This is a genomic window from Actinoplanes sp. NPDC026670 (genome assembly GCF_040638175.1).
In the GTDB taxonomy this organism is placed as follows: Bacteria; Actinomycetota; Actinomycetes; order Mycobacteriales; family Micromonosporaceae; genus Actinoplanes.
The window spans coordinates 1-19,507 of the sequence record NZ_JBEZXU010000006.1 but is presented as its reverse complement, the minus strand read 5'-3'; the positions used below and the strand labels follow the sequence as shown (position 1 = coordinate 19,507).

General features: G+C 71.2%; 13 protein-coding genes and 1 riboswitch. Of the genes, 3 read left to right on the top strand and 10 right to left on the bottom strand.

The annotated features are described in order from the left end of the window. Positions 1-81: 81 nt before the first annotated feature. The 9 genes from AB0E94_RS07880 to AB0E94_RS07840 all read right to left on the bottom strand — a co-directional run bounded on the left by AB0E94_RS07880 (position 82) and on the right by AB0E94_RS07840 (position 12,644). Positions 82-2,955 carry a non-ribosomal peptide synthetase gene (locus AB0E94_RS07880; RefSeq protein ID WP_360323762.1) on the bottom strand — a complete coding sequence of 958 codons (2,874 nt, stop codon included), beginning with the start codon at positions 2,953-2,955 and terminating at the stop codon, positions 82-84. Then, positions 2,952-3,983 (bottom strand): NAD-dependent epimerase/dehydratase family protein, encoded by a 1,032-nt coding sequence (locus AB0E94_RS07875; protein WP_360323760.1) that lies wholly within the window; start codon positions 3,981-3,983, stop codon positions 2,952-2,954. The genes AB0E94_RS07880 and AB0E94_RS07875 overlap by 4 nt, the downstream gene beginning before the upstream one ends. Further along, the gene (locus AB0E94_RS07870) at positions 3,980-5,605 is read right to left on the bottom strand and encodes a fatty acid CoA ligase family protein (RefSeq protein WP_360323758.1); all 1,626 of its coding nucleotides are present in this window, start codon (positions 5,603-5,605) and stop codon (positions 3,980-3,982) included. The genes AB0E94_RS07875 and AB0E94_RS07870 overlap by 4 nt, the downstream gene beginning before the upstream one ends. Further along, positions 5,605-6,495, bottom strand: coding sequence for a hypothetical protein (locus AB0E94_RS07865; RefSeq protein WP_360323756.1), 891 nt, complete (start codon positions 6,493-6,495; stop codon positions 5,605-5,607). The genes AB0E94_RS07870 and AB0E94_RS07865 overlap by 1 nt, the downstream gene beginning before the upstream one ends. 2 nt (positions 6,496-6,497) lie before the next feature. Beyond that, complete coding sequence (locus AB0E94_RS07860) at positions 6,498-7,469, bottom strand: 3-oxoacyl-[acyl-carrier-protein] synthase III C-terminal domain-containing protein (protein WP_360323754.1); 972 nt, start codon at positions 7,467-7,469, stop codon at positions 6,498-6,500. Between the two features lie 258 nt (positions 7,470-7,727). After that, complete coding sequence (locus AB0E94_RS07855) at positions 7,728-8,762, bottom strand: iron chelate uptake ABC transporter family permease subunit (protein ID WP_360323752.1); 1,035 nt, start codon at positions 8,760-8,762, stop codon at positions 7,728-7,730. Continuing rightward, positions 8,759-9,802, bottom strand: coding sequence for an iron chelate uptake ABC transporter family permease subunit (locus AB0E94_RS07850; RefSeq protein ID WP_360323750.1), 1,044 nt, complete (start codon positions 9,800-9,802; stop codon positions 8,759-8,761). Before AB0E94_RS07850 ends, AB0E94_RS07855 begins: the two co-directional genes overlap by 4 nt. Next, positions 9,799-10,788, bottom strand: coding sequence for an ABC transporter substrate-binding protein (locus AB0E94_RS07845; RefSeq protein ID WP_360323748.1), 990 nt, complete (start codon positions 10,786-10,788; stop codon positions 9,799-9,801). Before AB0E94_RS07845 ends, AB0E94_RS07850 begins: the two co-directional genes overlap by 4 nt. A gap of 17 nt (positions 10,789-10,805) precedes the next feature. After that, complete coding sequence (locus AB0E94_RS07840) at positions 10,806-12,644, bottom strand: siderophore-interacting protein (protein WP_360323746.1); 1,839 nt, start codon at positions 12,642-12,644, stop codon at positions 10,806-10,808. Between the two features lie 120 nt (positions 12,645-12,764). Here AB0E94_RS07840 and AB0E94_RS07835 point away from each other — a divergent pair, with 120 nt between their 5' ends. The 3 genes from AB0E94_RS07835 (at position 12,765) to AB0E94_RS07825 (ending at position 16,763) form a co-directional block, all read left to right on the top strand. After that, the gene (locus AB0E94_RS07835) at positions 12,765-14,318 is read left to right on the top strand and encodes an AraC family transcriptional regulator (protein ID WP_360324152.1); all 1,554 of its coding nucleotides are present in this window, start codon (positions 12,765-12,767) and stop codon (positions 14,316-14,318) included. A 158-nt stretch (positions 14,319-14,476) separates the two neighbouring features. Further along, complete coding sequence (locus AB0E94_RS07830; RefSeq protein ID WP_360323744.1) at positions 14,477-15,595, top strand: glycoside hydrolase family 19 protein; 1,119 nt, start codon at positions 14,477-14,479, stop codon at positions 15,593-15,595. 58 nt (positions 15,596-15,653) lie between these two features. Continuing rightward, positions 15,654-16,763 (top strand): glycoside hydrolase family 88 protein, encoded by a 1,110-nt coding sequence (locus tag AB0E94_RS07825; protein ID WP_360323742.1) that lies wholly within the window; start codon positions 15,654-15,656, stop codon positions 16,761-16,763. An 11-nt stretch (positions 16,764-16,774) separates the two neighbouring features. Here AB0E94_RS07825 and metE read toward each other — a convergent pair whose 3' ends face one another. Further along, positions 16,775-19,012, bottom strand: coding sequence for a 5-methyltetrahydropteroyltriglutamate--homocysteine S-methyltransferase (gene metE / locus AB0E94_RS07820; RefSeq protein WP_360323740.1), 2,238 nt, complete (start codon positions 19,010-19,012; stop codon positions 16,775-16,777). A gap of 114 nt (positions 19,013-19,126) precedes the next feature. Continuing rightward, a riboswitch (cobalamin riboswitch) is annotated at positions 19,127-19,336 on the bottom strand. Positions 19,337-19,507 lie beyond the last annotated feature (171 nt).

The window sequence follows — 19,507 nt, the reverse complement described above, 5'->3', positions numbered from 1 at the left end:
GGTCAGAGCTCGCGGGCGACGCCGGTCACGGCGGGCACGGCACCGAGCCGCACCCCGCGGTGCCTGGGCCGTTGTGCCGAGTCACGTCGAGGGTGAGGTCGTCACGTTCGTGGCGTTGCGGATCGCCGCGCTGACCGCTGCCAGCGTCGGGTTGCGGATCACCGGCACGGCCAGCGCGTCCCCGGTGGCTGCTCCGGGCAGCTCCGCGGCGACCGCCGCGAGCATCTCCAGCATCGACAGCGAGTCGCCGCCGAGGGCGTGGAAGTCGCTGTCCGGCCCGATCAGCGCGTGGTCGACCCGCAGGATCCGGGCCCAGATCTTCGACAGGTGCTCCTCGAGGTCGTCCCGGGCGCGCGGTGGCCCGGTCGGCGCGTCGCGATCGGCGAACGGGTCCGGCAGGGAATCGAGGTCGATCTTCCCGTTCACCGTGCGCGGCAGGTCGTCGACGACGACGACCGCGGACGGGATCATGTACGCCGGCAGGCGCTCCGACAGGTGCCGGCGGATGTCCCGGCCGGCCGTGCCGGCGCCGAGGACGTACGCGCAGAGCAGCCTGTCCGCGTGTGCGTGCCCGGTCCGGGCGACCACCACCGCCCGGTCGACACCGGGATGCGTCTCGATCGCCGTCTCGATCTCGGCGGGTTCGATCCGGTGCCCGCGGATCTGGAGCTGGCCGTCGGCGCGGCCCAGGTATTCGAGCACCCCGCCGGACATCCGGGCCAGGTCACCGGTCCGGTACACCCGGGTGCCGTCGGCCAGCCGGCGGAACCGTTCGCCGTCGAGGTCGGGCCGCCCCCGGTAGCCGCGCGCCAGTTGCCGGCCCGCGAGGTGGATCTCACCGGTCTCGCCGGGCGCGACGAACCGTCCGTCGGCGTTGAGCAGGTGCACCGCCGTGTTCGCCACGGGCCGCCCGATCGGCACCGCCGCGCCGGTGTCCCGGCCGGCGTCGAAGACGTGTGTGACACAGCCGATCGTCGCCTCGGTCGGACCGTACTCGTTGACGATCCGGCACTCGGGACCGAACACGCGCTGGGCCGCCGCCGCGACTGTCGAGCGCAACTGCTCGCCGCCGACGACGAGCACGGTGAACCCGGTCGGGGACAGCCTCAGCCGTACGATCAGATCAAGGTGTGCCGGGGTTAGTTTGAGGGCGTTGGCACCGGAGCGGTCCAGCATCTCGGGCAGACTCTCGTGGGTCACCTCGCCGGAAACCAGGGCCACGCTGCCGCCGGCGAGCAGCGGCAACAGGATCGCCGTGCCGGTCAGGTCGAACGCCAGCGAGGTGAACAACGCGAACCGGGTGCGGGTGCCGACCCGGTACAGCTCGGTTGCCCAGGTGACGTAGTTGACCAGGCTCCCGTGTTCGACCTGCACCCCTTTGGGCTGCCCGGTCGAGCCCGAGGTGTAGATGACGTACGCCAGGTCGCCGGGGGTGTTGAGGTCGGCCGCCGGTGGCGCTCCGGTGGTGGGGAGATCCTCGAGGATCAGGTGGTCGCCGCCGGCCCGGCCGGCGTGGCGGCGCCCGGCCAGGCACAGCGGGGCGCCCGCGTCGCTCAGCAGCCGCTCGATCCGGGCGTCCGGGTGCGACGGGTCCAGCGGCAGATAGGCCGCACCCGCCTTGAGCACGCCGAACAGCCCCGCGACGGCCTCCACCGTCCGGTCGGCGAGCAGCCCGACGACGGCGCCGCGGCCGACACCCCGCTGGTGCAGCGCGTGCGCCACCGCGTCGGCTCGCCGGTCCAGCTCGGCGTAGCTGACCTCGCCCGCGGGCCCGATCAGCGCCACGGCGTCCGGGTCCGCCGCCACCCGCCGGGCGAACAGACTGGTCAGGGTATCGGCGGGCACGTCGCGGCGGGTGTCGTTGCCGGCCCAATGCCGATGCGGCGACAACGCCGCCTCCACCGCGTCCAGCAGTTCCTCGGCGCGGTCCGGCGCGCCGTGGTGGGCCACGGTCAGCTCGGTACGCCCGGGCGGCGCCGTCGCCACGATCGACAATGGGGCCAGCGGCGCGTGGGTCGGCAGCGAAAAGACCGTCGATGCCCGGAACCCGCCGCCGCTGAACTCGGCCAAGTCGACACGGCCGAGGTGGGACAGGATCGCCGAGCACAGGAACTGACTACGGGTCATCCGCAGAAAACCGGAGAGCAGACCCAATGGCATCCGGTACGCGACCCGCTCCGCCAGTCCACCGGTGACCTCGTGGCGTTCGGCGAGACCGCGCAGGATCTGCTCGTGCAGAGTCTGCCACCCGTCCCGTGGGCCCGCGGTGAGGAACAGCGGCAGGCTCAGGTTGGCCGTGCTGCGCAGCGCAGGGTCGTGCCGGCGCAGGTCGACCGGCACCATGAAGCGGGAGCGTCCGGCGCCGGTGAACCCGGCCACCGCCACGGCGAGTTTCGCGACCAGCCCGGGATGATGGCCGTCGACGGTCCGCCGGGCCCACTGCTGCAACCCGGCCGGCCCGGCCAGCGGAGATCGCCAGCCGACACTCGCCCGGGGCCGCCGGCCGGGCGCGCCCAGCCGCTCGACCAGGCCGTAGTCGGTGAGAACCGAGGCAGCGCCCAGCGGCGGCTCGCCGCGCAGCGCCCGGAACACGTCCGCCACCCACGCCAGCACGCCCCGGCCGTCCATCACCGTGTGCGACACCCGGAACAGCACCGCGCCCTCGGTGACCACCACCTCGCAGGCGCGCCGCAACGGAGTGGACAGATGATCTGACCACTGCCCGGTGAAGGTGACCGGCGGCTCCCGCCCGGTGTCGACCCAGGTACGGCCGTGCCGGGCCAGCCGCGCCCCGGGGCAGGCGGCGGACGCCACCCGTACCGCCTGGGTGAGGGTCTCGGGTTGGAGATCTCCCTCGCCCTCGACGACGAGCTGGATCGCCAGCGGCGGCATGGCGCGCTCACCGGCCAGGTAGAGCCATTCGTTCGGCGACACCGGCCGCCGGTAGTGGCTCACCGGACGTGCCTGGTGAACGCGTCGACGCCGCCGAGGCCGTCGGCCCACGCCCGCAACTGCCGGAGCCCGGTCGGCTGGTCGATCACGGGGGAGTAGCCGAAGTCGCGGGCCGCGGCGCCCGTGTCGTACGTGCCGGTTCTGGTCAGCAGCGCGATCGAGTACCGCGACAGCGGCGGCGAGTGCCGGTCCTGCAGGTACGGGATGCGCCACACCGTCTCGACGGCCGCTACCAGCGCGTCACGCAGGACCGGCGGCACCCGGCGCGTCGGCGGCGCCGCGTCGAACAGCCTGGCCACCTGCGCGGTCAGCGCCCACACGTCGCTGATCTCGGCGTCGGCCACGAAGTACGCCCGGCCACCGACCCGGTCCGAACCCGCGGCGAGCAGGCAGGCCCGGACCGCGTTGGTGACGTGGCACAGGGAGGCGTGCACCACCCGCCCGCCGGACAGGTCGGGCAGGCGGCCCGCGCGTAGCTTCGCGACCATCCGGGGCAGGAAGCCGTGCCGGTCGCGCGGCCCCCAGATGCCGCGCGGCCGCAGCGCGCAGGTGGTGAACCCGGGGGTGTCCGCGGCCAGCACGAGACGTTCGGCCGCCGCCTTGGACTCCGAGTAGAAGTTCAAATACCGGGCCGGGTACGGCACGCTCTCGTCGATGGCGACCTGGTCACCACCGTCCATCACCGCGCTCGGGCTGCTGACGAACACGAATCGGCGCACGCCGTTGGCCCGGGCCGCGGCCAGTAGCCGTTCGGTGCCGGCGACGTTGGTCTCGTGGAACCGTGCCCGGCTGCCGTGGTCGGTCACCCGCGCGGCCGAGTGGTAGACGACCTCCACTCCCCGCGTCGCCACGTCCAATGACACCGGGTCGGACAGATCCCCGGGCACCGCCTCCACGCGATCCACACCGGCGTCCACGGACAGGGCCGCCCCCGGGCGCAGCAGGGCCCGGACGTCGTCGCCGGCCGCGACCGCCGCCTCGGCGAGGTGCCCGCCGAGGAATCCGGAGGCGCCGGTCACCAGCACCTTCACGGCCGCCCCCGCCACCAGGTCGCACGCCGGCGGCGCGGCCGCAGCCGGTGCGCCGCCCACACCGACAGGGACTCCCGGTTGATCTTCGCGTTGTGCCGGATGTCGACCGGGAACGACGGATGGAACAGGAACGTGTCCAGCGGCTCGGTCACCGGCCGGCTCAACGCCAGGTCGCGCAGCTCGCGGCGCAGCCGGTCATGGCCGTCGAAGCCCGGGCGCGTCTCGACGCAGACCACCGGGCGGCCGCCGACGCCGACCAGCGCGGTGCGGCGCACGTCCGGGTGGGCGTTGAACACCCCCTCACACTGCACGGTGTGCAGGTCGCCGACCCGCTGGCTCTTGCGCCCGCAGAACCAGATCCGGCCGTGCTCGTCGATCCAGCCGAGGTCACCGGTCCGGTGCCAGCGCCGGTCACCGTCGGAGATCTTGGCGGCCGCGTCGGCCTCGGGCAGCCGGTGGTACCGAGGGCTGACGGTGGGACCGGCGACGGTGACCTCACCGATCTCACCCGGCGCCACGAGCAGGTCGTCACCCCACACCGGCATCGGCTCATCGGTGGTACGCACGATGCGCACCTCGATCCCGTCCACTGGCCGGCCGACACACGTGCCCGCCCCGGCGCGGCTGCCCGCACCGGTGTCGAGCAGGATCTCGCGCGACTCGATCGAGGCGATCGGCAGCACCTCGGTCGCGCCGTACGTGGTGTCGAACCGCAGGCCGTCCCGGTGCAACAGCCGCACGATCCGGTCGGCGACCGGGGCGCCGCCGGACACCAGCGTCCGTAGGGCCGGCAGCCGCCGGCCGGTGTCACGCAGGTACCGCCCGAAAGGGTCGAGCAGTGCCGGGGAGGCGAACATCGCGGTGACGCCGTACTCCTCGATCGTGTCGGCGATCGCCTCCGGAACGGCGTCACCCACCCGGGTCGGGTCGACCGGGGCGAGCACGCAGGTGGAGCCGATCAACAGGTGCAGGACACCGAACATCGGCGAGGTGACCAGCCCGACGTCGTCCGGGGACTGGCCGTGCCCGGCGATCACCTGCTCGATCATCGCGTCCAGCGCGCCATGGGTCGACTCGACGCCCTTGGCCGGGCCGGTGCTGCCGGTGGTGAAGCCGATCATCACCAGGTCGTCCGGGTCCGGCGAGACGTCCGGCCGGGTACCGCGGTGCCCGGCGAGCTCAGTCAGCGTGGTCCCGCCCCAGCCCCACCGCCGCCCGGCGGTCACCAGGGTGCGCACCCCGGCGAACGCCCGCCGGTTGAGCAGCCGCACCACGTGGGCGACCCCGACGCCGATGAACGCTTCAGCGCCCGCGCTGCGGTAACAGTGCAGCATCCGGCGGACGCCCATGCCGGGGTCCACCACGACCGGCACCGCGCCCAGCTTCACCAGCCCGAACAGCACCGGGAACAACTCCAGACCCGGGCGCAGCATCAGTACGGTCTTCGTGCCCCAGCCGACACCCCGGGCGGCCAGCCCGGCGGCGTACGCGTCGGAGCGTTCGTCCAGCTCCCGGAAGGTGAGCCGGCCGTGGCCGGGCCAGATCACGGCGTCCCGGGCGCCGAAGGCCTCCGCGTGGGCGGCCAGCCGGGCCGCAGCGCCGACCATCGTCGAAGCGGCCATCAGCGGCCACCGCGGTAGACCGAACACGCCACCGACAGGCCGGCGCCCGCGGCCACGAACAACGCCTGCGGGTACGCCGCCGCCTGCCCGGCACCGACCGCCTGGTGATAGGCGAAGGTCAGCGCGGACGAGTGCGGGTCCCCGTCGACGTCGCGCACCGTGACCACGGCCGGTGCGGCGATCCCCAGACGCCGGGCCAGCTCGGCCGCGAACTCCGGCGTCGGCTGCGACGCGACCAGCAGCGTGTCGGAGAGGTCGAGGCCTTCCTCGGCGGCATACCGGGCCGCCTCGGCGGCCGCGAACTCGACCAGCCGTTCGGTGTAGCCGGCGTCCCGGTCCACCCGGACCAGCTCCCGCCCGCGGGTGCCGACCGCGTCGAGATCGAGGTAGCCGACCACACCCGGCGTGTCACCGTCGTCGGCGGCGACACCGATCCGGCCGAACCCGGTGCCGGCGCCGGCCGCCCGCGACAACAGCATCGCCGCACCGGCCGTGGCGTACCCGAACGACGGATCCGGGCGCCCGGACGGATGCGCGTCCCCGGAGACGACCAGGGCGAACTCGGCGTCGCCGGTGTCCAGGAACGCGCCGGCCACCTGGACCGCGTTGAGCACCCCGCAGGCCCCGTTCATCAGGTCGAAGGACAGGGTCGGCCGGCCCGACCGCAGGTAGTCCAGGTTGGTGCCGATGTTCTTCTGGATCAGCGCCGCCATCGCCGGCTCGGCCATGTTCTCGTCGCGGTACACCCCGACGTTGATCAGCAGGTCCACCTGGTCCGGGTGGAGGCCCGCCCGCTCGATGCAGGCGGTCGCGGCGGCCGAGGCGTGCGCGATGGATCCGCCGAGGTCCGGATCCGTGCTCACGGCCGTGGACATGATGGCGGCGGGCATGCTCAGACCTCCAGCGAGCTGATGGTGGCGGACACGCAGCCGGTGACGACACCCGAAGCGGCCGGGACGAACAGGTATTTCGCGCCGGCCCGTGCCGCGGGGCTGCGCAGGTGGTCGTGCAGAACCAGGAAGTGCGAGGTGGTGGACGTGTTGCCGTACTTCTCGACCACGGACAGCGACTCGGGCATCGGTGTGCCGAAGGCGGCCTCACCATGGGCGTTGAAGTTGCCGATGAACCTGCTGCCGACCTGGTGGTGGATGATGTAGTCGTAGCCTTCGGCGGCGACGGTCGACCCACGCTTGGCCAGGAAGTCGCTCTGGAAGCGGGTCCACAGCGCCGAGCGTTCCTCCTTGTGCATCTGATGATTGTCGGTGTAAAGAGCGATGCCCTGGTTGCGGTCGCTCGGTTTGCCGATGCACAGGTGCGAGTACTCGGCGCAGGTCATCAGCTCGACGTAGTGGATCCGGTCGTCCGCCGAGGTGGACTCATCGATGATCACCGCCGCGCCGGAGTCGCCGACGGTCAGCGAGCCGAACTGCGGGTCGTACCGCTCGCTGATCTCCTGCACCGCGGTCTCGGCGATCGCGGTGATCCGCTCACCGCTCACCACCATTCCGTTTCGTACGACGCCCGCCTTGACCATACGATCCAGGATCGCGACACCGGACATCATTCCCGCACACGCGTTTGAAACGTCGAAATGAATCGCCTGACGCGCGCCCAGCACCCGGGCCAGTTGGTGAGCGAAGGACGGCTCGAAATGAAAGTCGTCACCGTCCTTGAAACGTGTGATCGAGGTCGAGACGATCACGTCAAGATCGCCGGCGGCGTACCGGGAGCGGGACAGACAGTCCTCAGCCGCCCGCCGGGCCAGCACGAACGAGTCCTCGAACGAGTCCGGCCGCTTGTCATGGACTCGCCGCTCCGCGATTCCGGTAATGCTCTGGAGATCGAACGGTGGCTGATAGCTCATCTGTGCGACGAGGTCCCGGGTGGCGACGACGGCAGTCGGAAGATAAGCGCCAATCGATTCGAAACGGGTGTGAGTCACCGGATCACCTTCGGATGGGCGGCCACCTTTGGGTGGCCGCGACGAGCTCTCCTGAATAGATCGAAGGCAATGTTTTCGTCAGGCATCCGCTCGGATCAAGCAAATGAGAGGTGTGTCATGCCGAAATCGATTCCGGAAACCCGCACGCGGCCGTTCCGACACAGGCAGGAAACCGGGTCTTCAGAGACGTCGCCGGGCCTCGCTGAACAGCAGCCAGCCGAGGTATCCGCCGCCGAGGATGACGGTGATGATCCCCACCGGCAGGGGAGTCGGGGCGACGTGCTGCGCGAGGTAGTCCGCCGTCAGGCACAGCAGCGCGCCGACGAAGGCGGCGGGTGCGAGGGTGATCCCGGCGGTACGGGCCAGCCGCCGGGCGATCTGCGGCGCGACCAGGGAGATGAACGCGATCGGCCCGGACGCGGCGGTGACCGTCGCGGTCAGCGCCACCCCCACCACCATCAGCCCGAGGCGGGTCGGCGACACACGGACCCCGTGGGAGGCGGCTGCGGCGTCGCCCAGTTCCAGCTGCCGCATCGGGCGGCTCAACGAAGCCGCAAGCAGCAGGAGCACGCCGATGCAGACGCCGCCGACGGCCACCTGCCCCCAGGACACGCCGTTGAGCGACCCGGCGCCCCACACGGCCGCGGCCATCGCCTCTTCCAGGTCGGCTTTGAGGATCAGCCACGTGTTGATCGACTCCAGCATCGCAGAGACCCCGATGCCGACGACGATCAGCCGGAATCCCTGCATCCCGCGCCGGTAGGCGAGCAGGTACACGGCGACGGCGGTGGCCATGCCGCCCACCAGAGCCCCGCCGACGAGCTGCAGGTAGGTGCCGTTGACGACCAGGATCACGATCAGCGCGCCGGTGAACGAGCCCTGGGAGAACCCGATGATGCCGGGGTCGGCGAGCGGATTGCGCAGCATCGACTGGAACACCGCCCCGCTCACGCCGAGCGCGGCGCCGAACACCACCGCCGCCGTCACCCGCGGCAGCCGCCACTCGACCACGATGGTGTGCACCAGCCCGCTCTCTCCACCGGTCAGCGCGGAGACCACCTGATCCGGGCCGAGCTGATAGGAGCCGGTCATCAGCGCGAGCACCGCCACGGCGATGATCGCGGCCGCGAGGACCGCGCAGACGACCAGTGAGCGCCACTCGAGCCGGACCGCGACCCGCCGGCGCCGCAGCACCAGCACACTGCGCGCGCTCACAGGCCGCTCGCCTTGTTCCGCCGGACCAGGATGATGAGGACGGGGGCGCCGATGAAGGCCGTCACGATGCCCACCGGGATCTCACCGGGGCGCATGACGATGCGGCCGACGATGTCGGAGGCCAGCAGCAGACTCGGCGCCAGAAGGATGCTGTAGACGAAGATCCAGCGTTGATTCGGGCCGACGATCCAGCGGGCCACGTGCGGGACCATCAGCCCGACGAAGGCGACGGGCCCGGCGATCGCGGTCGCGCCGCCGGCGAGCAGGGTGAGCGCGACGACCGCGAGGATGCGGGTGCGCGCCGGGTGGACGCCCTGGGCGGTGGCGAGATCGTCGCCCAGCGCCATGGCGTTGAGCGGGCCGGACACGGCCAGGGCGAGCACGAGCGCCACGGCGAGCAGCGGCAGGATCGGCCACAGCAGGTCGAGTGGGCGGCCCACGATCGAACCGGCGTTCCAGGAGCGCATCGCGTCGAAGGCCTCCGGGTCGGTCAGCTGGATCGCCTCCCGGGCGCCGCCGAGCACCGCGCCGACGCAGACCCCGGCGAGCACCATGACGACAGGCGACTGGCCCTGCCGCGTCGACCCGAGGGCGAGCACCATGAGCGTGACGATCAGCGCTCCCGCGAACGCGAACCACATGTAGCCCTGGATCTCCCGGATACCGAGCACGCCCACGGCGACCGTCACCGCGAAGGACGCGCCGGCATGGACGCCGAGCACACCCGGATCGGCCAGCGGGTTGCGGGTGATCGCCTGGATCAGCGCGCCGGACAGGCCGAGCGCGACGCCGACGGCCAGGCCGATGATCGTGCGCGGCAGCCGGTAGTCGCGGATCGCGAACTGGTCGATGTCGGCCGATGGATGGAACAGGGCGTTCCACACCACCGACGGGGAGATCTCGGTCGATCCGATCAGCACGCTCAGCACCAGCAGGGCCGAGAGCACCAGCAGCGCCGTCACCAGGCCGAGCAGACGACGACGCGGTCCGGGCGCCGTGGTGGCGCCCGGACCGTCGTGCTGTTGGGCGAGGACTGTCACTTCTTGGCGGGCAGGGCCGCCAGCGCCCGGTCGAGCGAGTCCAGGTACTGCAGGACGGGCCCGTAGGAGTTGTTGCCGGGGCAGAAGACGCCGAGCGCGTGGCCGGAGGTCACGGTCGACAGGGATTTCCAGGTGTTGGACTCGACGACCGGCGCGAAGGCCTTCTTCGGCTGTCCCGCGGCGTCGACCGGGTACAGGATCACGTCGTACTTGGTCAGCCCGGCGATCTGCTCGAACGGCAGGTTCGTCCAGCCCAGGGGATCGGCGCCGGCGGCCGCCTTGGGGGCGTTCAGGCCGATGTCACCCTGGGCGATCTCGATGCAGCCGAAGTCGCTGATGACGAACGTGCCGGGGTCGGAGTTGTCCCAGCGGTCGACCGCGACGAACTTGGTGTCGGCGATGATCGCGGGGTAGGTCGCCTTGATCTTCGCGATCTTGTCGGTGAACTGCGTCTTCTGCTGGCTCAGGGAATCGGTGAGGTTGCCGGCCGTGGCGAGCGCGTCGGCGAAGGCCTTCCACTCGGTGTCGAGTCCCCAGAAGAGCGTCGGGGCGACCGCCTCCAGCTGCTTCTTGATGCCCTCGAACTCGTCGTCGGGCACCTGGACCAGGATGAGGTCCGGCTTGAGGCCGGCGAGCTTCTCCAGGTCGACCTCAGCGGTGTCAGCCCCGAGCTTGGTGGCGGCCTCGTAGGTGGCCTTCTGCTCGGCGGGGATGGGGTCGAGCTCGGACGCGGAGAGCTCGGTCACGCCCACCGGCTTGCCGCCGATGTCGATGAACGGCTGGGTCGTGTTGCCGAGCGCGACCACCCGCTGCGGGGCGGCGGGGATCTCGACGGCACCGTTGCCGGCCGTGACGGTGCGGGTCTTGGCAGCCGCGGCCGTGTCGGTGGTGCTCTCGCTGTCGTTGCCACCACAGGCGGTGAGGACGAGGGCGACACCCATCAGGGCGGCGGCCAGCGCCGTACCGCGTCGTCGGGTTTCAGTCATCAAGGTGTTCTCTTTCTCTATTTTCGGGGTGAGGGCGCAAGCCGTCGGGGTGAGGGTGCGAGTTCGTGGACGGTGGCGCCCCAGCCGACGGAGTGCGTGGCGCTGCGGGTCAGTCCGGCCCGGGTGATGACGGCGTCGAGTTCGGCGGCGGTGCGCAGCCCGGAGCCGTGCACGGCGAGGGCGAGCAGGTCGGCTTCGCCGTCGTGCTCGTCGAGGTCGTCGGTGTCGAAGAGGTCTTCGACCAGCAGCACCCGGCCTCCGGGGAGGAGGTTCTCGGCGGCCCGGCGCAGGGCGTGGGCGGCGTCGGCGTCGGGCAGGGCCTTGAAGGCGCGGATGATGAACACCGCGTCGGCGGCCGGGCCGGGTTCGAAGACGGACTGCTCGACCACGCCGACCCGGGCGCGCTGCTGCTCGTCGGGGATGGTGGCGGGCAGGTCGCGGCGCAGCCAGTCGGCCTGGGCGGGCAGCGCGCAGATCGTCACGCGCAGGTCGGGGTGGGCGGCGACGAACTCGCGTGCCTGGGCGGCCGCGCCGCCGGAGTGCAGCACCAGGTGCCGTACTCCTTTGAGGATGTCCGAGGTGGCGATCGGCTCGGCCAGCGTGGCCTGGAACAACGCGAGGCGTTCCAGGTAGCGGTCCTCGTAGTCCTGTTCGGCGCGAACCTCGGCAAAGGTCTGCCCGGTGACCGAGGCGTAGGCGGCGCGGCCGGTGCGGATCGACTCGGTGAGCCCGCGGATGCCGAGCATCTCGCGTCCCACCACCCCGGCGGGATGCAGCGCGCCGGCGACGAACTCGACGGTCAGGACCTCACCGACCGGCGTCAGGTCGTAGTGGTTCGGGCCGGCCGGGGTGAGGACGTCCAGGGTGTGCAGGTAACGCAGCAGTTTGCCCAGCGCCCGCTCGTCGGCGCCCACCTTGGCGGCCAGCTCCGCGACGCCGGTCACGCCCCGGGAGATCAGCTCGGGCACCCCGAGCTCGACGGCGGTGCGGATCGCCACCGGCGCGATCAGCTCGGTCAGATCGTGCAGTCTCTCGAACGGGGTTCTCGTCTTCCCGGGGTCGGGCACCGCGGCGTCGTCCTCCAGGGCGACGACCTCGCCGCGACGCCAGTACCCGGCGAACCCGACGTCCTCCTTGGGCACTGCCCGGTCCTCGACGAGATGGCGCCGGAGGTCGCGTACCGTCGTCTGTTCCCCGGCCAGCCACGCGTACGGCCTGCCGTCCCACCAGCCGCAGTCGCGGACCGCGTCGACCAGGAGCGTGGTGGCGCCGTCACGCAGCAGCCAGGTCACCTCGACACCGGGCAGCTCACGCAACTCCTGGCGCAGCTCGTTCCCGGCGATCTCGATGAACACCTGGGCCCTGGTGTCCTCGGGCAGTTCTTCGAGCAGGCGGGCGATCGCCGGGATGGTCGTGTCGTCGCCGGCGACCAGCAGCCAGTCCGCGTCGCCGGGGAGCGCACGGGACGCGCTCGGCCCGTAGAAGTGGATGCGGTCCCCGACCTGGGCGCGGTACGCCCAGGTCGTACCCACGCCGATGCCGTGTTTGACGAAGTCGACATCCAGCCGGCCCGTTCCCGGGTCCCACCGCCGCACGGTGTAGATCCGCGACAGAGGCCGCGGGGCGCGCGGCAGATCAACACCTTTCTCCGTCTGTACGGGCAGAACCGGCTCACTCTGGCCGGGATAGCAGAACACCAGCCGGATGTCGTCGTCGAAGCCCGTCGACTCGAATGCCGGCTGGGGGAAGCCGTTCGCCGAGGTGAACTCACCCAGCTGCGCCCCGGACAGGGTGATCCGGCGCATCCCCGACGTCAGGTCCGTCACCTCGACGACCTCGACCTCCCGCAGGGTCAAGGGACGCACGGTGATCCGGCGTGAGGTCTTCGGCATTCCGGGGTGGATCCCTTCGAGGCGGCAAGTTAGGTGAGCCTAACCTTCAAAGGTGTGCGCCGATCGCCATATGGTTAGGACGTGATGGGCATCGATCCACCTCCGCCGATCCCTCCGGTACGGTCGAGCGGCCTCTGGGACCAGAGCGAGCACCTGCTGCTCTGGGTCCGCACCGGCTCGGCGTGTGTGCAGGTGGCGGACAGCCCGGAGTTCCGCCTGGCCGCCGGCGAGGGCGTCTGGATTCCGGCCGACGTCGGCAACCACTGGACGATCGCCACCGAGCCCGGCACGGTCGCCTTCCCTCTGCTGACACATCCGAGCGTCGCGGCCGGGGCACTGTCCGAGCCGAGACGGTTCGCGGTCCCCGGCGGCTGGCAGGACTGGCTGATCCAGAACTTCAACCTCACGGTCACGCCGCTGGCCGGCCACGGCTACTCCCAGGACCCGCTCGCCGATCTGCTGCGCCGTCCCGGATCGCGCCCCCCGGGGCCGGCGGAGGACACCCGGCCGGTCATGCCGAAAGCCCGCGGAGCCCGGGAAGTGGCCGCCGAACTGCTCCGCAATCCCGCGCTCGACCTCACTGTCACGCAATGGGCGCAAAAGGTGCTGTCCAGCCCGCGCACCCTGCTCCGCGACTTCCGCGCCGACACCGGCCTGACCTTCGAGCAGTGGCGACTGCGCTGCCGGCTGAACGCCGCTGTCGAGCACCTGGCCGCCGGCCACAGCGCCGAACGGGTCGCGGCGCGCGTGGGTTTCGCCACCCGGAACGGTTTCACTCGCGCCTTCAAACAGCAGTTCCGGCAGACCCCGCACGAGTTCGGCCGGAGCATCACCACCCGGCCCGCCGCGAGCGGGCCGGCACACCGGACCGACGACCTGCTGCGCATCATGCGCGCGGCGGACACCCCCGCCGTGCCCGGAGCGCTGCCCGCGGCTCGCACACCGCTGCACACCAACCACGTCCACGTGCTCATCTGGACGTATCGCGGCAGCGGGTACGTCGACATCGGCGACCACCGCTACCAGCAGGAACGGGGCGTCGCGACCTGGATCCCGGCCGGCTCGGAACACACCGCCGGGGTCCACGAGAACTCGATCTCGCTGCCCCTCGGCAACGCCGGCGCCGGGGACCTGCAACTGACCGAGCCGCTACAGGCCCAGTTCTCGCCCGCCTGGGACGACTACCTGATGTTCTGCTCGATCAGCGCCCGCACCCCGGTGCGCCCCGGCGACTACGACCCCAGCCATGTCGTCGACCTGTTCGCCGAGCAGGTCGCCGCGCAGCGGGCGCTGTCGGTGCCGATGCCGGCCGACCCCCGGGCCCGGGCGGCGGCCATGGACTACCTGCGCGGCATCGGCACGTCCGGTGGCGGGTCGGAGCTCGACGTGCCCGCCGATACCCACCGCGCCTTCCGCGAACAGACCGGCATGAGCTTCGCCCGCTGGCGCTACGCCGCCCGCATGCGGATAGCCCGCGACCTGCTCGCCGGCGGCGCCAAGCCGAGCGCCGTCGCCCGCCGGGTGGGCTACGCCCACCTGCCGACCTTCAGCGCCGCCTTCACCCGCTTCCACGACCTCTCGCCCCGTGACTACGCGGCCCGCGAGTCCGGCCGCGGCGATGGTCACCCGCCGGATTGACGGCGACGCTCCCGCGCGCTGCGGTGTTTCATGAACTTCCACCGCCGGTCCGCGATTTCTAAACAAACTTTATTGCACTCGCGCCCTTCGATGAACTTGAGTAGCGGCAAGCGTCGACGCCCCACCGCCCCCACGGACCGACGGACGGAATCCCCTCGATGAGCTCTCGCTTGCGCGTACTGTCAGCAGCCCTTGCCCTGGCCGTCACCGGCGGCCTTCTCGCCCTGTCCGGCCAGGCCGCCTCGGCCGCGGTGACCGGCCAGATCACCGGACTCGCCGGAAAATGCATCGGCTCCGCCGGAGGAAACACCGCCAACGGTACGGCGATCGACCTCTACTCCTGCGTCGGCGGAGCCACCCAGCAGTGGACCTTCCCCGGCGACGGCACCATCCGTACCGCCGGCAAGTGCCTGGACGTCGCGTCGGCCGGCACCGCCGACGGCACGAAGGTCCAGTTGTGGGACTGCAACGGCTCGGCCGCCCAGCAGTGGGTGTACAGCAGCGCCCGGGATCTGGTGAACCCGAACGCCAACAAGTGCCTCGACCTGGCCGGCAACTCCTCGGCCGACTTCACCCTCGCCCAGATCTGGACCTGCACCGGCGGCGCCAACCAGAAGTGGAACGCGCCCACCGGCAGCACCCCGCCGACCAACCCGGGTGGGTTCGTGGTCACCGAGGCCCAGTTCAACCAGATGTTCCCCAGCCGCAACGGCTTCTACAGCTACAGCGGCCTGGTCACCGCGATGGGGGCGTACGGCCAGTTCGCCAAGACCGGCAGCGACACCGTGCGCAAGCAGGAGGCCGCCGCGTTCCTGGCCAACGTCAACCACGAGACCGGTGGCCTGCGGTACATCGTGGAGATCAACACCGCGAACTACCCGCACTACTGCGACTGGGGCCAGCCCTACGGGTGCCCGGCCGGGCAGGCCGCCTACTACGGGCGCGGCCCGATCCAGCTGTCCTGGAACTTCAACTACAAGGCGGCCGGCGACGCGCTCGGCATCGACCTGCTGGGCAACCCGTGGCTGGTGCAGAACGACGCCGCGGTCGCCTGGAAGACCGGCCTGTGGTTCTGGATGACCTCCACCGGTGCGGGCAGCATGACCGGCCACAACGCGATGGTCAACGGCGCCGGATTCGGCCAGACGATCCGCACCATCAACGGCAGCCTCGAATGCAACGGCGCCAACCCGGGACAGGTGCAGAGCCGCGTCGACGCGTACAACCGGTTCACCCAGATCCTCGGCGTCCCGGCCGGCACCAACCTGTACTGCTGATCCCGCCCACCGGCACGGCCCACGCGGCCGTGCCGGTCGTACCGAAAGGAGAGCCGGGATGGTCCGCGAGATCAACCGCCGAGTCCTGCTCGCCGGACTGGCCGGAGCGGGAATCGCCGCGACCACGGCACGTCCCGCGGTCGCCGCCCCATCGGCGGTGCTTCCGTCCCGGGACGACATCCTCGCCGTCGCGCGGAGGGTCAACGATCACTGGATCGGCGCGCACACCAACCCGGGCGACAACCAGTGGGCGCGGGCGGCCTACTTCAGCGGGAACATGGCCCTGCACCGGGCGACCGGCGAAGCCCGCTACCTGCAATACGCGCGCACCTGGGCCGAGCAGAACGGCTACGGGCTGCACAACGGGGTCGCCACCCGGCACGCCGACGACCACATGGCCGGACAGGTCTACTACGACCTGCACGACATCGCCCCGGAACCGGCCAAGGTGGCGGCCATCAACGAGTCGATCCGCCGGATGGTGGCCGGCACCAAGATCGACGACTGGTGGTGGGTGGACGCACTGCACATGGCGATGCCGGTCTTCGTGCGCGCGGCCGGATACGTCGGCGGTGACCCGTACCTGCAAAAGCTCTGGAATCTGTATCAACACACCAAGAAGACCAGGGTTCTGTACGACTACAGCAACGAACTGTGGTGGCGCGACGGCGACGCCAAGAAGGCCGTCTCGCCCGCCGGGAGACCGGTGTTCTGGTCGCGCGGCAACGGCTGGGCGATCGCGGCGCATGCGAAGGTGCTGGCGCTGCGGCCGGATCTCGGCACGCGCTGGCCGGAGTACCGGTACAACATCCAGGGCCTGGCCCGTGCGCTGGCGAAATCGCAGCGCACCGACGGCTTCTGGAACGTGAACCTGGCCGATCCGAGCCATTTCGGCGGCCCGGAGACCAGCGGGACGGCGTTCTTCGTGTTCGGGCTGGCCCACGGCATCCGGACCGGCGTGATCGACCGTGCGACGTATCTGCCGGTGGTCGCTCGGGCCTGGAACGGCATGGTCGCCACCGCGGTCCGCGCTGACGGTCTTCTCGGATATGTGCAGGGCGTGGGGTACGCGCCGGAATCGAGCCAGCCGGTCCTCGCCTCGTCCACCGCCGACTTCGGCGTCGGCGCATTCCTGCTCGCCGCCGCCGAAGCCGCCCGTCTCTCCTGACCCCAGGATGGTCAGCTGCCGCGCACCTCGGCGGCGGCCGCGACCAGGCGCCGGAGGGACGCCTCGGTCTCCGGGTATCCGCGCGTCTTCAGGCCGCAGTCGGGGTTGACCCACAGCCGGCGGGCCGGGACGGCGGCGACGGCGTTGCGCAGCGCCGTCACCACCTCATCGTGTGACGGCACGCGCGGGGAGTGGATGTCCCAGACGCCGGGGCCGACGCCGCGGCTGTAGCCGATGGCGGCCAGGTCGCCGAGGACCTCCATCTTCGAACGGGACGCCTCGATGCTGGTGACGTCAGCGTCGAGTTCGTCGATCGCGGTGATCACCTCCCCGAACTCCGAATAGCACAGGTGGGTGTGGATCTGCGTCTCGTCGGCGACTCCGCTGGTGGCCAGCCGGAACGCGCCGACCGCCCATTGCAGGTAGGCCTTCTGGTCGGCATGACGCAATGGCAGCGTCTCCCGCAGGGCGGGCTCGTCGACCTGGATCACCCGGATCCCGGCGGACTCCAGGTCGGCGGTCTCGTCCCGCAACGCCAGCGCCACCTGGTCGGCGGTGTCACTCAGCGGCTGGTCGGTGCGCACGAACGACCACGCCAGAATGGTGACCGGCCCGGTGAGCATGCCCTTGACCGGCTTGGCCGTCAGCGACTGGGCGTAGGCCGACCACTCGACCGTCATCGGCGCCTTGCGGGCCACGTCGCCGTAGATGATCGGCGGCCGCACGCACCGGGAACCGTACGACTGGACCCAGCCGTGGTCGGTCGCGGCGAACCCGTCGAGCTGCTCGCCGAAATACTGGACCATGTCGTTGCGTTCCGGCTCGCCGTGCACCAGCACGTCCAGGCCCAGCTGTTCCTGTAGACGGATGACGTGTTCGACCTCGGCCCGCATCCGCGCCGTGTAACCGGCGGCGTCGAGCCGGCCGGCCCGCAGTTCGGCGCGCGCCTTGCGCAACTCGCCGGTCTGCGGGAACGAGCCGATGGTCGTGGTCGGCAACTCCGGCAGGTTCAGGTGCGCCTGCTGGAGGGCGGCCCGCTCCACAAAGGGTGCGCGCCGCCGCGCGGCGGGGGAGAGGGCGGCCAGGCGGGCGCGCACGTCACCGTTGCGCCACGCTTGCGGACCGGCGGGCAGCGGTACGGGCACATGCGCCGTTCCATCGCGGAGCGCCTTGCCGAGCAGCACCACCTCGTCGACCTTCTGCCGGGCGAACGCCAGCCGCTCGAACAGTTCCGGTGCCAGCCGGGTCTCCACCGACAGGTCGACCGGCACGTGCAGCAGCGAGCACGAGGTGGACACGGCCACATGGTCGGCCAGGGCGGTGACGGTAGCGCCGGTGGTGATCGCGGCCCGCAGGTCGGTGCGCCAGATGTTGTGCCCGTCGACGAGACCGGCCACGATGGTCCGCCCGGCGAGCGGTCCGGAGGCGGCGAGCTTGCGCAGGTTACCGGGCCCGGCGACCAGGTCCAGGCCGATCGCTTCGATCGGGGTGTCGAGCAGCGCGGTCAGGGCCCCGCGGATCTCCCCGAAATAGGTGGCCACGAAGATTCGGGGCCGCTTGGCCAGCTCCCCGAGCCGGGTGTAGGCGCGGCGAAGCCCTTCGACTTCGGCCGGAGTGCGGTCGGCCACATACGCCGGCTCGTCGAGCTGCACCCAGCCCACGCCCGCATCGGCGAGCGCGTTGAGGATCCGCGCATACGCCTCGACCAGGTCGTCGAGGCGTGCGAACGGGTCCGCGCCCTTGGCCAGCAGCAGGAACGTCGCCGGACCGATCAGCACCGGACGCGTCTCGATGCCCAGGGCGCGCGCTTCGGCGTACTCGGAGAGGGCCTTTGTGGGGTTGGCTTCGAAGACCGTGTCCGCGTCGATCTCCGGAACCAGGTAGTGGTAGTTCGTCGCGAACCACTTGGTCAATTCCAGCGCCGGTTCGGCGTCGACGCCGCGCGCCATCGCGAAGTAGGTGTCCAGGGCGGACAGGCCGAGCCGGGCGAACCGGGCTGGGATCGCGCCGACCGCGACCGCGGTGTCCAGGACATGGTCGTAGTAGGAGAACGTGTTCGACGGGATCGAGTCGAGGCGGGCGTTGCGCAGCTGCTGCCACACCTCGGACCGCAGCCCGGCGGCGGTCTTCTCGAGGTCGTCGGCGCCGATGCTGCCGGCCCAGTAGGCCTCGACGGCCCTCTTCAGTTCCCGGTTGGCGCCGATGCGCGGATAGCCGAGCACAGTGCTCTGCCCGAAGGTGTAGGTCACCAGGGATTTCCTTCCCTCGAAGTGCCCGGCGGGCACGCGAGGGGGAGGGGAAGACGCGGCCGAGGGCCGGCTTCCGCCCTGGTCCTCCCGAGAGACCGCCGGCGGCGCCCACCGGACGGCGGGCGCAGTGTTGGCAGGTCTTCGGACTCGCGGGCACGGTGTCACACCACCTACCGGCCGTCGCTTCCCAGACCCTGCGGTCCAGTGCTCGATGACGGCTTTCGTTCCCACTCACCGCTGCGGGGCAGTCCCGGTCTCACACCGGGTTCCCTCTTACGACACCCCACCTGGCTGACGGGGCGAACCAGCACCACCGCCATCCTAGCCGGGCCACGGACCTCCGCTGCAAGGCGTTGCAAGGTTAGCCTAACCTTCATTACTGTTGTGGCGATCGTTGCTCCGGTTGGCTCGGTCTGGTCTCAAGAGAAGTGGGTGTGCTTCCGTTGACGGCTTTTGATCGTGTGGAGTTGACGGCGAGTCAGCGTGGTAACTGGG